Raw genomic sequence first — 14,663 nt, 5'->3', positions numbered from 1 at the left:
CGGGTTCAGACTTCCTGCTGTTGCTGCTGATGGACGTGTTCGATCGCGTCTATCATCAGCGCGTTGACCACGGTGGCCGCCCATGGCGAGCCGCCGCGGGTGCCGCGGTTGGTGATGCGCGGCACTTGCAGCAGCGCGCGCAGCTCTTCCTTGCATTCGCGGGTGCCGACGAAACCCACCGGCAGGCCCACCACCAGTTGCGGCCGCCAGCCGTGATCGCGCACCAGCCGCACCACTTCGCGGATGGCGGTCGGCGCGTCGCCTATCGCCACCACGCAGTCGTTGCCGAACTTCTGCCAGGCGCGGCGGATGCCGGCGGCGGAGCGGGTGATGCCGCTGGCCTCGGCCAGCAGCCGGGTTTCCTCGTCGTGCACGCCGCACCAGGTTTCCACTTCCAGCTGGCGCAGCACTTCGCGCTTCAGACCGGTTTCCACCATGGTGACGTCGGTGACCACGCGGCGGCAGCGCAGCAGCGCGCGCATGCCGGTTTCGCAGGCGCCGGCCGAGAAGAACAGGTCGTCCACGCTGTTGAAGTCGCCGGTGGTGTGCACCAGCCGCATCAGCGCGGTGCGCTGCTCGGCGGGGAAGGCCGACCAGTCGCGGCCTTCGTCGATGATGCGCATGCTTTCCGCTTCGATAGGATGCGGGGTGTAGCGTTTCCAGGCCGGCGGCTGATTGGCGGCAGGCTCGCGCTCCAGCAGGCCGCGCACCTTGCCGTGGTGGCCGCGCTGCGGCTCGCCCACTTGCTGTTCGAAACCGACGATCTGCACCCGGTATTTGCACAGCGCGCAGTTCATCGCGGCGCGGCCTTCCACGCCTTCCTGCGCGCGCTCCAGGAATACCTCGGCCACTTGCGGGTCCGGGCCGAGATAACCGGCGCTGAGCACCTCGATTTCCGGATAACGCGCCGCCAGGTCCGCCGTCGCGCCGTAGATGCGCTTGACCAGCACGCCGTCGAACAGGAAGTAGGGCAGCACCACGATGCGGCGGTAGCCCAGCAGCGCGGCGGCGCGCAGGCCGTCGGCCACCAGCGGCTTGGCGGTGCCGGAATAGCAAGTGAAAGACGCGGCGAAGCCCAGTCCTTCTTCCAGCATCCGCGCAAGCTTGGAGATTTCGGAATTGGCGTCCGGATCCGTGGTGCCGCGGCCCACCACCACCAGACAGGCGTCATTGCGCGACACGGTCTGCGGCGACGCGGCCTCGGCCTGGACGATGCGCTGGCGGCACAGCGCCAGCAGCCGCGGATGCAGGTCCAGCGCCGCGCCGAAGTGGAAAGTCACGCCGGGATGCGCCTGCTGCAGCGCCAACAGCTCGCTGGGCATGTCGTTCTTGGCGTGGGTGGCGGCCAACAGCACGCCGGGCACCATCACCACGGTTTTGGCGCCGGCGGCGATCACTTGGTCCACCGCCTCGTCTATCGTCGGGCGGGCGAACTCCAGAAAACCATGGGCCACCGGGCGCTCGCCGGCGCGCGCCTTCAGCGCGTCCACCAGCTGCATGAATTCGTTCACCCCGTCCGGATCGCGGCTGCCGTGGCCGGCCAGCACGATGGCGTAGTCTTGCTTGCTCATTTGTGGGTCGGCTCGATCTGGCTGTCCATCGGCGCGAGCGTGCGGATCAGCATGATGCTCATGTCGGAGAAGCGCTGCTCGGCGCACTCGGCCAGCGTACCGCGCCATTCCGCCTCGTTGCGGGTCAGGTTTTCCCATACTTCCACCTGCTGGCCGGCCGGGATGCCGTTTTCCAGCAGGTAGGCGGCGATGTGCCAGGGCATGAAGGAGCGCGCCTCGTCCCACGGGCAGGGGATCACGATGGCGTTGCGGCCGTCCTGCAGCACGTGCACCAGGTGGCGCTTGAACGGGGTCAGATCGCCGCGGCGGTGGAAGGTGATGAAGCTGGTCTCGTCGAAGCACACCTTGCCGCGCGAGGCCAGGATCTGCGCCGAGGAGATGCCGGGTATCGTTTCCACCGGATGGCCGCAGGCGCGCTCCACCCGCTCCAGGTACTGGAAGCCGCTGAAGTGGATGTCGCCCATGAACACCACCACGCACTTCTTGCCGGCGTGATGACGCGCGGCGACGATGTCCAGCTGGGCCACCTGGTCGCGGTAGCCCATCTGTATCACTTCGGCGTTGTCCGGGATCAGCGGGCGCACAACGTCCACCACCGCGTTGAAGCCGGCCACCACGTCGGCCTCGCGTATCAGTTGGGCCGAGCGCTGCGGCAGGTAGCCGATGTCGCCGGGGCCGGCGCCTATGCAGATGATCATGCGTATTCCTTTGGCTGCAATGTAGTCATTCGATTCTGTTCTACAGGACCCGGCAAAGCCGGGCCTCTTCACTGTGCGAGTTCAGTCGGCAGCCACTTGGACTCATTCCCAATCCCCCGCCCTTGCCCTGCAAGGGAACCTCGCTGCGTTCGCAGGCTAAAGGGCTACAGGACGCCAGCGCCACCGTGGGTCCGATGACGATCAGCGCCGGGCTGTGGATGCCGGCCGCGCTCATGTCTTGTTCCAAAGCGTCCAGGGTGCTCAGCACCTGGCGCTGCTGCGGCAGGGTGCCGTTTTCTATCGCCGCCGCCGGGGTGTCGGCTGCGAGGCCGTGGCGCAGCAGCTCGGCGCGGATCAAAGGCAGCCGCTTGACGCCCATATAAATCACCAGCGTCATGCCGCTTTGCGCCAGCGCCTGCCAGTTGGGCTCGTCGCCGTCCTGGCGCGGGTGGCCGGAGACAAAAGTGACGCCGTGAACGAAGCTGCGGTGGGTCAGCGGAATGCCCAGCGTGGCCGGCACCGCCAGGCCGGCGCTGAGGCCGTTGACGATCTCCACCTCGACGCCGGCGACGCGCAGCGTCAGCATTTCCTCGCCGCCGCGGCCGAAGACGAAGGGGTCGCCGCCCTTGATCCGCGCGACGATGCGGCCGGCGCGGGCTTCGTCAACCATGCGCTGCTCGATGGCCGCTTGCGACGCCGACGGGCAGCCGCCGCGCTTGCCCACCGGCACGATTTCAGCGTCCGGCCGCAGCATGGCGCGGATATCCGGATGCACCAGATCGTCCACCAGCGCCACATCGGCCAGCTGCAGGCAGCGCGCGGCCTTCAGCGTCAGCATGTCCAGGTCGCCGGGGCCGGCGCCTATCAGATAAACCTTGCCCGTCATCTCAGCTGCCCAGTCTTTGTCGAATCGTCAATGTCAGCTGCTCGCCGCTGAGGGCGTCACAAGCCAGGTATTCGGCGCCCAGCGCCTCGGCCAGCTCGCGGGCGCGGCCCAGGCGGACGAAGTCCTGCTCGGTGTCCAGCACCAACGCCGGCGCGCCGGCCAGTTGGCCGGCCAGGTCCAGCGCCTGCCGCCACGGGTCGCCGTCTCCGTCCAGCGCCACATTGGCGCGGCCGTCGCTCAGGACAACCAACAGCGGCGCCGGGCCGCCCAGCTGGCGGGACAGCGTGTCGGCCGCCAATGCCAGCGCGTGGGCCAGCGGAGTGCGGCCGCCGGTGGGCAGCTCGCGCAGCGCCCGCTCGGCCTGTTCGACGCGGTTGCACGGCGGCAGCAGCAGTTCCGCCTTTTGGCCGCGGAAGGCGATCAGCGCCACCTGGTCGCGGCGGCGGTAGGCGTCTTCCAGCAGGCTCAGCACCGTGCCCTTGACCTGTTCCATCCGCTGGCGCGCGGCCATCGATCCCGACGCGTCGACCACCAGCAGGATCAGATTTCCCTGCTTGGCGACGCGGACCTTGTCGTGCAGGTCGGCGCGGGTGACCGCGAAGTTGTTGGGATCGCGCAGCAGCGCGTGGCGCAGCGTGGCGTCCACCGCCAGCTGGGCCGGCTGCGGATTGGCCTCGGCGCGCACATAGTGGCCGCGCTGGCGGCTGGCGCCGTCGCTGCGGCGGCCGGCGGCGTCGCCGGAGGAGGGTGCCTGCACGCGGATGCGGGCGATGTCGCCAGCCGGCGCGGCGGCGAAAATCTGTTCCGAACCATGGCCGCTAGGCCTCGGCTCCTGCTCGTCGTCGGCGTCCGGCGGCGGTTGGGTGTGATTCTGTTCCTGCGGAGAAGGAGGCGGCGGTGGGTTGGACGCCTGCCGCGTCATCTGTTCCAGCTTGTCCTGGTCCAGCCCGCTCTGTTCGAACGGCTTGCTGCGGCGGCGGTGCGGCAGCACCAGCCGGGCGGCGTCGCGGACATCCTCGGCGGAGGCGTCGGCGCGGCCGTCCAGCGCCGCCAGCGCGCGGGCGGCCTTGTTCAGCACGATGTCGGCGCGCAGGCTGCTGACTTCGAATTCGCAGCACAACTCGCTGACGAAGTGAAATAGCTGATCGCTAAGCCGGGTTTGAGGCAGCAAGGCGCGCGCGGCGGCGATATTGGCGCGCAGCGCCTCGCTGTCGCTTTGCCACTGGGCGGCGAAGCCGGCCGGGTCGGCTTCGAATGCCAGACGGCGACGCACCACTTCGGCGCGCTGGCGAGGCTCGCGCGGCGCGGCCACATCCACCATCAGGCCGAAGCGGTCCAGCAACTGCGGCCGCAGATCGCCTTCTTCCTGGTTCATGGTGCCCAGTAGCGTCACCCGCGCCGGGTGGCTGACCGCCAGGCCCTCGCGCTCCACTGTGTTGACGCCCATCGCGGCGGCGTCCAGCAGTACGTCCACCAGGTGGTCGGCCAAGAGGTTGACCTCGTCGATGTAGAGCATGCCGCGGTGGGCTGCTGCCAGCAGGCCGGGCTTGAACGCTTGCTTGCCGCCTTGCAGCGCTTTTTCGAAGTCCAGGCTGCCCAGAACCCGGTCCTCGGTGGCGCCCAGCGGCAGGTTGATGAAGGGCACCGGGCCGTCATGCAGCGCGCGCGCGTCGCCGGAACACACCGGGCATAGCGATAATGGATGGTCCGGCTCGCAGTTGTAGCCGCAACCGGCGGCGCGGCGGATGGGCGGCAGCACAGCGGCGAGGCCGCGCGCGGCGGTGCTCTTGGCGCTGCCTTTGTCGCCACGGACCAGCACGCCGCCGACCGTCGGGTCCACCGCGCAGATTAGCAGCGCCTGCTTCAGTTGCTCTTGGCCGACGATGGCGGCGAAGGGGTAGATCGGCGTCATTCTAAAAACCTCATTTGCCACGGACGCGCACGGAAATACACGGACGGAGGCGACACAGAGGGAGGCGGTGGCTTTTTCCGCTGTTCATTTCCGTGCGTTCCGTGTGTTTCCGTGGCTCATTGTGTTTTTGGGTATCAAGGCTTGTTTTCTCCGCGCGCTTCCAGCAGCGCTTCGCTATCCAGGTGCAGCTGCTTGAGCGCGGCCAGGGTGTCGGGATCCGGCTCCGCCCACAGCTGACGCTGCGCGGCTTCCAGCAGGCGGTCGGTGATGGCGTTCAGCGCCCACGGATTGCTGTCTGCGAAGAACTGCTGCATCGCCGGGTCCAGCGCGTAGCTTTGCGCCAGCTGCTCGTAGACCCAGTCGTCCACCACCTGGGCGGTGGCGTCGTAGCCGAACAGGTAGTCGACAGTGGCGGTCAGCTCCAGCGCGCCCTTGTAGCCGTGCTTCTGGATGCCGGCTATCCACTTCGGGTTGGCCACCCGTGAACGGAACACGCGCAGCACTTCCTCCTTCAGCCCGCGCACCGCAGGCAGCTCCGGATTGTGGCTGTCGCCGAAGAAGGCGCGCGGCTGGCGACCGCTGAGGCTGCGTATCGTCGCGATCATCCCGCCGTGGTATTGCAGGTAGTCGTCGCTGTCGAAGATGTCGTGTTCGCGGTTGTCCTGGTTGTGCAGGGCGACTTCCACACCGGCCAGCCGATGGCGCAGCGCGTCGCGGGCGTCGGCGCCGTTGGCCGCGCGGCCGTAGGCGTAGCCGCCCCAGTTGACGTAGGCGGTGGCGAAGTCGGCGTCGTTCTGCCAGTTCTGCTCGTTGATCAGCGGCAGGATGCCGGCGCCGTAGCTGCCTGGTTTCGCCCCGAATACGCGGTACAGCGATTGCGCGTCGGCGTCGGGCAATTTGCCCAGCAGTTCGTTCTTCAGGTCGGCCAGATAGTGCTTGCGAAGGAAGTTCTGCTCCACCGGCTCATCCAGCCGCGCCACGGTGTGCACCGCCTCGTCGATCAGCGAAATCAGGTGCGGGAAGGCGTCGCGGAAGAAGCCGCTGATGCGCACGGTGACGTCGATGCGCGGCCGGCCCAGCTCGGCCAAGGGGATCACTTCCAGGCCCTGCACGCGGCGGCTTTCCTGCTGCCAGCGCGGCTTGACGCCGAGCAGGGACAGGATTTCGGCGATGTCGTCGCCGTGGGTGCGCATCGCACTGGTGCCCCACACGCTGATGGCCACCGACTCCGGATACTGGCCGGTTTCCTTCAGATGGCGGGCAAGCATTTCGCGGGCCAGGCCGTCGCCTATGCGCCAGGCGGCGTTGGACGGCAGGCTGCGCGGGTCCACCGAATAGAAATTGCGGCCGGTGGGCAGGGTGTGGGCCATGCCGCGCGTGGGCGCGCCGCTGGGGCCGGCCGGCACGTAGCCGCCCTCCAGGCCGCGCAAGAGATTGTCTATCTCCTCGGCGGTGCGGGCCAGCTTGGAGCACAGCTCGGCGCAGATGAAGCTCAGCACCTGTTCCAGTTCCGCACAAGGCTCGACGCCGGGCAGAACGGCGGCGACGGCGGCCGGCACCGCGGCCGCGTCGTAGCCGCGCGCGGCCAGCTCGGCGATCAGCGCGCGCGACAGCTTCAGCACCGCGTCGTGCGCATCGGCGCGGGTGACCAGCGCTTGGCCGGCCAAGGCCTGCAAGGCGGCGGGCGTCTCAGCGAGGCGCTTGCCCTGGTCTTGCTGCCATACCGGCCAATCGCCGCCGCAGGCCGCCGCCACGCTGGCGGGCAGGCCGGGGATGCCGAGGTTGGGCAGACGGGTCAGCGCCAGCAGCATGTCGATCAGCGCTTCGCCCTGCGGCGCGTTGCCCAGCACGTGCAAGCCATCGCGGATCTGCGCCGCGCCCAGCTCGCACAGATAGCCGTCGATATCCTCGATCAGGTGGGCGACGTCCACGCCGTCCATCTTGGCCAGGCTCAAGGGCACGCCGTCTTCGTTCAGCGTGTCGTCCCAGTCATGGTCATGGTCGTGGTGATCGTGGCTGTGGACGTGATGATCATGATCGTGGTGGTGATGGCACCCATGATCGTGGGCGTGCGCGGCCTTGGCCGGGCGGTATTTCGTCGCGGCGGCAGGTTTTACAACCATCGCCGGCTTGGCGGCCTGCGGCCGGTACTTGCCGTGGACAGCGGCGGGCGCGTGCAGGTGGCCGCTATGCGGGTGATCGTGGCCGTGATGATGGTCATGGCCATGATCGTGCTCATGCCCGGAATCATGGTCATGCTTGAGCATCGCCGCCAGGTCGGTGTCGAGCTTGGCTTCCTTGATCAGATCCCAGATCTGCTGCTGCAACAGCGGCAGCTTGTTCGGGTCCAGCAGCTCCACCTGATAGTACTCGTCCACCAACTGGGTCAGCTGCGCCAGCGGGCCGTAGCTGTCGGCGGTGGTCATCGTCGGCGTCAGGTGGTCGATGATCACCGCGTGGCCGCGGCGCTTGGCCTGCGAGCCTTCGCCCGGATCGTTGATGATGAAAGGGTAGAACAGCGGCATGTCGCCCAATAAGGCATCCGGGAAGCAGTGCTGCGACAGGCCCACGCCCTTGCCCGGCAGCCATTCCAGCGTGCCGTGCTTGCCGACGTGGACGATGGCGTCTGCCCGCCAATCGTCGCGCAGCCAGCGGTACAGCGCGTAGTAGTGGTGGGTGGGCGGCAGGTCCGGGGTGTGGTAGATGGCGTCCGGGTCCATGCCGTAGCCGCGCGGCGGCTGCAACGCGACGAAGACATTGCCGTAATCCAGGCCGGAAAACACCAGTTCGTCGCCGTCGACGTAGGCGCCGCCCGGCGGCTGGCCCCAGCGCTGCAGCATCTTGTCGCGCAGCGCGTCCGGCAGTTCGTCGAACCAGGCTTGATAACGCTGGGCCGGCACGCGGGCGGCGGCGTTTTTCATCTGCTCGGCGCTCAGGTAGTCCTGGTCGTAAGCGCCGCGGTCTATCAGTTCGTGCATGAGCGCGTTGCTGTCCGGCGGCAGCGGGTCCATTTGATAGCCACGGCCCTGCATGCCATGCAGCATCGCGTACAGCGACGCCGGCGAGTCCAGGCCCACCGCATTGCCTATCTGCGAGGCCTTGCTGTTGGAGTTGGTGAAGATGAAGGCGATGCGCTTGTCGGCGTTTTCCACATGGCGCAGCCGCGCCAGCCGCGCGGCGATGCCGGCCAGGCGGCGGGCGCGGTCCGGCAGCGGCGCGTATTGCTCGGCTTGTCCTGCTTCCGCCGGCTGCTTGAAGCTCAGCGGCACGCCGATGATGCGGCCGTCGAATTCCGGCAGCGCCACGTTCATCGCGGTGTCCAGCGGATTGAAGCCGCGGTCGGACGCTTCCCACTGTTCGCGGGTCATGCTGCTGGTGATGGCCTGCAGCACCGGCAGGTCGAGCTGGTCCGACGCTTCCACCGCCCAGCCAGGCTGGGTGGGGCCATCGTTGTTGATGTCGCCCATCGCGAACGAGGTGGTGTTGATCAGCAGCGAAACATTCGCGCGCGGATCGGCCAATAGCGCCAGCGCCGCCGGCAGGCCATTTTTTTCTATCGTGCGCAGAGACAAGGTGAACACCGGCAGCGCGTTGACGCCGCGCTCGGCCAGGCAGTCCACCAGCAGGTCGATGAAGCGGGTGTTGCCGGACAGCCAGTGGGCGCGGTAGAAGCACAGGCCCACGCTAGGCCAGTCCGGATTGCGGATTTCAAGCCAATCGTCGAGCGAGCAGGGCGCGGCCAGCTCCGGGTGGTAAATGCCGTGCTCGGGCAGCGGCTGCGGGCTCTGGTAGCCGAAGCCGGTCAGCAGCAGCCTGTCGGCCAGGCAGCGCATCAACTCGCCCAGGTTGGAGCTGCCGCCGGCCTGCAGATAGGCGTGGACGTCTTGCTGCAACGATACCGGCGCGCTACACAAGGCTTGCAACTCCGGGTCCGGCTCGCCGGTGCCGCTGACCACGATGACCGCGGTCTGTAGCCGCCGGGCGTGAGCCAGCAACAGGCCCAGGCCGGGTATCGCGTCGGCGCGGCCCAGCACGCGCAGCACGATGGCGCGGGCGTTGGCAAGCTGGCCGTCCAGCAGTACCCGCATCGCGGCTTCGTCGGCGATGCCTTGCAGCGAGATACCGGCGACGGCGGGAAAATCGTCCGGCCAGCGCGCGCGCAACAGCGCGGCGAGGTCGGTGCCGGCGTGGCTCAACAGTGCGATTTCGGCGCTCATGGCTGCGCCTCCGTTTCGATATCGCCGATGCCGGTTTTATGGAACACTAACTCCTCAACCGGGACGCCGTCCTTTAAATGTTGGCAGACGATGCGCTCGATATCGGTTTCGCTCACCTTGCGGTACCAGACGCCGTCCGGGTAGACCACCATCACCGGGCCTTCCTTGCATACCGCGAAGCAGTGGCTGCGGGTGCGCTTGGCGCGCAGGCCCTCGCAGGCGTCTATGCTGCGCCCCAGGTGCAGGAACATCGCTTCCGAGCCTTGACCGTCCGGCGTGCAACGCGGGCCGGTACACATCAGCACGTGTTTGTCGTGGGTTCTCATCGCGCCTCCGGCGTCAGTTGGTCGAAGCGCTTCCATTTATAAATGGCGGCGGAGGCAAGCCAAGTCAGCAGGAACACGCCGATGACGAAATAGCCGAAATGGGCCAGATCGTCGTTGAGCGCTGAGATCAGGCCCCAGAAGCCGCCGCTGAGTTGCAGCTTGTCCGCCAGCAGGCCCAGTCCTTCCAGCCCGCCGATGCCCACCGCGACGACGACGGAGACGAAGGTGATGGTCAGGTTGTACCAGAGCTTGCGCACCGGATTGACGAAGGCCCAGCCGTAGACTTCCACCATCATCATGCTGTCCAGCGTGTCCACCAGCGCCATGCCGGCCGCGAACAGCGCCGGAAAAACCATGATGTGCCACAGCGCCACGCCGTTGGCGCTTTGCGAGGTGGCGATGGCGAACAGGCCGATCTCGGTGGCGGTGTCGAAACCCAGGCCGAACAAAAAGCCGATGGGCAACATATGCCAGCTCTTGGTCACCATGCGAAACAGCGGCTTGAGCAGGCGCGCGATCAGGCCGCGGTTGTTCAGCAGCAGATTCAGCTGCTCGTCGCAGATGGCTTCGCCGGCGTGGGCGCGGCGGAAGGCACCCCATACCGCGCGCAAGGAGGACAGATTGATCAGTGCCAGCGTCAGCAGAAAGAAGGCCGACACGCTGGTGCCGATGACGCCGCCTATCTCCTTGAAACCGGCTACGCGGCTTTGCAGCGCGCTGGCGGCGAATACGATCAGGGCGACGGCGATGACGACCACCGCCGAGTGCCCCAGGGAAAAGAACAGGCCCACCGCGGATGGCCGGCGGCCTTCCTGCATCAGCTTGCGCACGGTGTTGTCGATGGCGGCGATGTGATCGGCGTCCACCGCGTGACGCAGGCCGAACAGATAGGCGAGCAGGGCGGTGGCGAGTTGGGCCGGGTGATCGGCGAAGGCTGTCAAAGCCCAGGCCCAGGCCAGTAGATTGGTCAGGATTAGCCCGACGAGTATCGGCGCGTGCTGCGCCAGGCGGCCGGCGGACGGCGCGGTGGATGAATGCATGGTGCCCTCGGAGACGATTTTCGTCGAGCAAACGAGGGCACAGGTCGCCGATTATTCATGAGCGGCACATGTGCGTATCCCCCGGTACACCCCGCCCGGTTTCTGCTTGCGTCGACACGTATGACGGCCGGTCTCCTGGCTCGCGCGTCGCCGTCCGACGCCGCCTTCCCAGCCCTGTTTAGGGACCAGTGGCGTTAGGCGTGGACTCTGCGCTTACAGTTGCGGGGGCAGCCGCGGTCTTGCACCGCGTTCCCGTTTCACCCTCTGAGAACCTGTTTACGTACTGCCGCGCGTCTTGGCTGGCAAGGTCGTACACAAATTTTTGGGGCACCGTCATGATGGGGTCGGATAATACGTGACAAAAACCAGGCTGTGAACCGCTGGCGTTTTGATTTTAATTACAATCGCCGCCAGGATGCCAAGGCCTGTTCCAGCCGCGCCCAGTCCTGTTCGCTTCTAGGCAGGCCAAAGCGCAAGCTGGGCATGGACTCAAAATAACGGCTCAAGATGCCGTGCCCCGCCAGATAGCGATGCAAGGACAGGCTGGCATCGCCGGGAACCCACTGGAACAGCTCGCAGCCGCCGGCCGGCGCCAGTTCGTGCCGCTCCAGGCAGTTTCGTAGCCGCGCGCTATCGCGTAGCAGCTTGCTTCTCATGGACTGCTGCCACGCCGTATCGCGCAGCGCCTGCGTCACCGCTTCGCGCGCCGGACCTGCCATGGACCAGGGGCCCAACTCCTCGGCCAAGGCCTGCCGCAACGCAGGCTGGGCAAACACGAAACCGGCGCGGGCGCCGGCCAGGCCGAAGAATTTGCCGACCGAGCGCAGCACGATCAAGCCCGGCTTGCCGATATGAGGCAGCATGCTGTCCTGCGGCGACGCATCCAGGAATGCTTCGTCGACCAGCAGCCAGCCGCCGCGCTCCGCCAGCCTTTGCCGCCAGTCCTCCAGTAAATCCGGCTCGAAACGATCTCCGGTGGGGTTGTTGGGGTTGCAGATTTGAACCACGTCCAGCCGATCGATGTTGGCGGCGAGCGCGTCCGGCGTGAACCGTTCCACGCGGTGCCCGCGCCTTTGCCACTGATAAGGATGCTCGGCGTAGCACAAGGTCAACATGCCGACGCGGCAGGGCGCTCGCAGCCGCGGCAGCACCTGGATGGCGGGCTGGGAGCCCGCCACCGGCAGCAGTTGCTCGCAACCGTAATATTCCGCCGCCGCCGCTTCCAGCCCATCATGGTCCTGCGGCAGCCGCAGCCAGGCGTCGGCGGACAGCGGCGGCACTGGCCAACCATTGGGGTTGACGCCGGTGGACAGGTCCAGCCAATCCCCATGCGGAATACCGTATTCAGCGGCCGCGCGCAGCAGGCCACCTCCGTGTTCAAGCATGCATTACTCCAATCAAAACAGCCCACAATATGGAAAGACCGGCCCACAGCCATGCGCCGCGGCTGACCAAGCGCACCGCGCGGCCGATGTCCTGATGCGCGGGCGCGGGGCCGCAGCCCAAGGGCGGCCGCTCCTTCCACTGGCCATGGTAGCGCGCGCCGCCGCCAAGGGAGACACCCAGCGCGCCGGCGCCGGCCGCCATCACCGGGCCGGCGTTGGGACTGTACCAAGTGGGCGCCTGCGTTCTCCAGCAGCGCCAACCGTTTGCCGCGTGCCCCAGCAGCAGATAGGTGAAAGCGGTCAGCCGCGCCGGGATGTAGTTCAAAACATCGTCAAGGCGGGCGGCGGCCCAGCCAAAATGCAAATAGCGCGCGTTCCTATAGCCCCACACCGCATCCAGCGTGTTGGACAGCCGGTACAACACCACCCCGGGCGCGCCCAGCAACAGAAACCAGAACAGCGCGGCAAAAACGGCGTCGCAGCCATTTTCCAGCACCGATTCAATAGCGGCACGGGCAACCCCGGCCTCATCCAGCTCGCTTGTGTCGCGGCTGACGATCCAGCCCACCCGTTCGCGGGCCAAAGCGAGATTGCCGTCGTCCAGGGCCTGTCTGACCACCTCCGCGTGCAGAGCCAAGCTCTTGGCGCCAATCGCCAGGTAGAGCAGGGCGATGGGCGCGATGACGTCCAGCAACGGCAGCCGGGCCAGCAGCCAGGCCGCCAGCGTCAGCGGCAGAAGCAGCAGCGAAACGGACAGGGCGCCGCGCATACGCATGCGCCACTTGGGCTCGGCAGCGGGCGAGGAGGGGTAGCCAAGGCGCTCAACGGCTCGGGTCAGCCGACCGAAGCCGACCAGTGGATGCCAGCGCCGTGGCTCCCCCAACAGGCGATCCAGCAATAGCGCTAGCGGTAGAAACAATGCGGAACTCAACGCACAGCCTTATATAATGGCCGACCGCCGCTTGGAGGTATCCAATGCGTAAATTTTTAGGGTTTGGGCTGGCCGGAATGAATCAAGCCGCCATTCTAAGCCTTGTTCGCCATCTATGTGCAGGGGGGAGCGCCATGGCCAAGACCATCATGATTCAGGGTGCCACGTCAGATGCCGGCAAGAGCGCGCTGGCCACCGGTTTGTGTCGACTGTTGGCGCGCCGAGGCGTGCGGGTGGCGCCGTTCAAGCCTCAGAACATGGCGCTGAACAGCGCGGTGACGGTGGACGGCGGAGAGATCGGCCGCTCCCAGGCAGTGCAGGCGCAAGCCTGCGGGGTGGAGCCGCACAGCGACATGAACCCGGTGTTGTTGAAGCCCAATAGCCATACCGGTTCGCAAGTCATCATCCAAGGACGGGCGATAGGGAATATGGAGGCTCGCGGCTATCACGGCTACAAGCCGGTGGCGATGAAGGCGGTGTTGGAATCGCACGCCAGGCTGGCGGAGCAATACCAGTGCATCATCGCCGAGGGCGCCGGCAGCCCGGCGGAGATCAATCTGCGCGACGGCGATATCGCTAATATGGGGTTTGCCGAGGCGGTGGACTGCCCGGTGATTCTGGTGGCCGACATCGAGCGCGGCGGCGTGTTCGCCCACCTGGCCGGCACACTGGCGCTACTGTCGGAATCCGAGCGCGCCAGGGTGATCGGCCTAGTGATCAACCGCTTCCGCGGCGATCCCAGCCTGCTCAAGAGCGGCATCGATTGGCTGGAACGGCATACTGGCAAGCCAGTGCTGGGCGTGCTGCCGTATTTACACGACTTGCATCTGGAGGCCGAGGACAGCATGGACCTGGACAAGCTCGGCGGTTCAACTGCCACCGGCGACAAGCTGCGCGTAATCGCCCCGGCCGCACCGCGCGTCAGCAATCACACCGATTTCGATCCGCTGCGCCTGCATCCGCAAGTGGAATTCACCCTAGTGCGGGCAGGCCAAACCATCCCGCCGGCCGACCTGATCGTGCTGCCCGGCAGCAAGAGCGTGCTGGCCGACTTGGCCTGGCTGCGCGCGCAGGGCTGGGAGGAAACGATACGCCGCCACCTGCGCTACGGAGGCAAGGTGCTAGGCATCTGCGGCGGCCTGCAAATGCTGGGCCGCAAACTGCACGATCCAGATGGCCTGGAGGGCGAACCGGGGAGCGGCAACGGCTTGGGCTTGCTGGACATGGAAACCACACTGGCGAAGGAAAAGCGACTGACACGGATGCGCGGCCGGCTAAGCTTTGGCAATGCCGAGGCAACTGGCTACGAAATCCATATGGGCGTTAGCACCGGCCCCGCGCTGCAGCGGCCTGTGCTGCATTTCAACGACGGCGGCGTGGACGGGGCGCGCTCGGAAGATGACCAAATCCTGGCCACCTATCTACATGGTGTTTTTGATGAGCCCGCAGCCTGTCAAGCCATCTTGTGTTGGGCTGGGCTTCAAAAGCCCGTGACCCTGGACTATCCGGCGCTGCGCGAGACTAATATCGACAAGCTGGCAGACATGTTGGAGCAATTTTTGGATCTTGGGCCGATCATCAACGATTTACCTATTGGAATTCGCATATGAGAGTTAGCAGCAAATCCACCAAATGTTCGCATAATGTATATTATGTCAAATCTTAGAAACATGCGGCGCAGGGTCCACGGCCTGCTC

10 protein-coding genes and 1 riboswitch are annotated in these 14,663 nt (G+C 66.5%); of the genes, 1 reads left to right on the top strand and 9 read right to left on the bottom strand.

Features of this window, described 5'->3' with window-relative positions; genetic code table 11:
* Positions 1 to 5: 5 nt before the first annotated feature.
* From MOV80_RS14695 to cbiB, 9 genes are all read right to left on the bottom strand, one after another.
* Positions 6 to 1,571: a precorrin-8X methylmutase gene (locus MOV80_RS14695; RefSeq protein WP_043593188.1), complete on the bottom strand. Its 1,566-nt coding sequence runs from the start codon at positions 1,569 to 1,571 to the stop codon at positions 6 to 8.
* Positions 1,568 to 2,269, bottom strand: coding sequence for a cobalt-precorrin-7 (C(5))-methyltransferase (locus tag MOV80_RS14690; protein WP_043593185.1), 702 nt, complete (start codon positions 2,267 to 2,269; stop codon positions 1,568 to 1,570). Before MOV80_RS14690 ends, MOV80_RS14695 begins: the two co-directional genes overlap by 4 nt.
* A gap of 40 nt (positions 2,270 to 2,309) precedes the next feature.
* Positions 2,310 to 3,155 (bottom strand): uroporphyrinogen-III C-methyltransferase, encoded by an 846-nt coding sequence (gene cobA, locus MOV80_RS14685; protein WP_240333910.1) that lies wholly within the window; start codon positions 3,153 to 3,155, stop codon positions 2,310 to 2,312.
* Position 3,156: 1 nt separating this feature from the next.
* On the bottom strand, positions 3,157 to 5,067 hold the full coding sequence (locus tag MOV80_RS14680) for a putative cobaltochelatase (protein ID WP_118267674.1): 1,911 nt from the start codon (positions 5,065 to 5,067) through the stop codon (positions 3,157 to 3,159).
* Positions 5,068 to 5,201: 134 nt separating this feature from the next.
* Positions 5,202 to 9,284, bottom strand: coding sequence for a cobaltochelatase subunit CobN (locus MOV80_RS14675; protein WP_118267672.1), 4,083 nt, complete (start codon positions 9,282 to 9,284; stop codon positions 5,202 to 5,204).
* Positions 9,281 to 9,610, bottom strand: coding sequence for a ferredoxin (locus MOV80_RS14670; protein ID WP_118267670.1), 330 nt, complete (start codon positions 9,608 to 9,610; stop codon positions 9,281 to 9,283). Before MOV80_RS14670 ends, MOV80_RS14675 begins: the two co-directional genes overlap by 4 nt.
* Positions 9,607 to 10,650, bottom strand: coding sequence for a HoxN/HupN/NixA family nickel/cobalt transporter (locus tag MOV80_RS14665; RefSeq protein WP_081574597.1), 1,044 nt, complete (start codon positions 10,648 to 10,650; stop codon positions 9,607 to 9,609). The genes MOV80_RS14670 and MOV80_RS14665 overlap by 4 nt, the downstream gene beginning before the upstream one ends.
* 107 nt (positions 10,651 to 10,757) lie before the next feature.
* Positions 10,758 to 10,941: riboswitch (cobalamin riboswitch) on the bottom strand.
* A gap of 107 nt (positions 10,942 to 11,048) precedes the next feature.
* Positions 11,049 to 12,035: a threonine-phosphate decarboxylase CobD gene (gene cobD / locus MOV80_RS14660; protein ID WP_081574598.1), complete on the bottom strand. Its 987-nt coding sequence runs from the start codon at positions 12,033 to 12,035 to the stop codon at positions 11,049 to 11,051.
* Positions 12,028 to 12,954: an adenosylcobinamide-phosphate synthase CbiB gene (gene cbiB, locus MOV80_RS14655; protein ID WP_240333903.1), complete on the bottom strand. Its 927-nt coding sequence runs from the start codon at positions 12,952 to 12,954 to the stop codon at positions 12,028 to 12,030. The genes cobD and cbiB overlap by 8 nt, the downstream gene beginning before the upstream one ends.
* Before the next feature lie 146 nt (positions 12,955 to 13,100).
* Here cbiB and MOV80_RS14650 point away from each other — a divergent pair, with 146 nt between their 5' ends.
* Positions 13,101 to 14,576: a cobyric acid synthase gene (locus tag MOV80_RS14650; RefSeq protein WP_107731864.1), complete on the top strand. Its 1,476-nt coding sequence runs from the start codon at positions 13,101 to 13,103 to the stop codon at positions 14,574 to 14,576.
* Positions 14,577 to 14,663 lie beyond the last annotated feature (87 nt).

This window comes from Chromobacterium sp. IRSSSOUMB001, assembly GCF_023507765.1.
Taxonomy (GTDB): Bacteria; Pseudomonadota; Gammaproteobacteria; order Burkholderiales; family Chromobacteriaceae; genus Chromobacterium; species Chromobacterium haemolyticum.
Note: the sequence above shows the minus strand (reverse complement) of the source record. Positions and strands in the feature narration are given on the sequence as shown.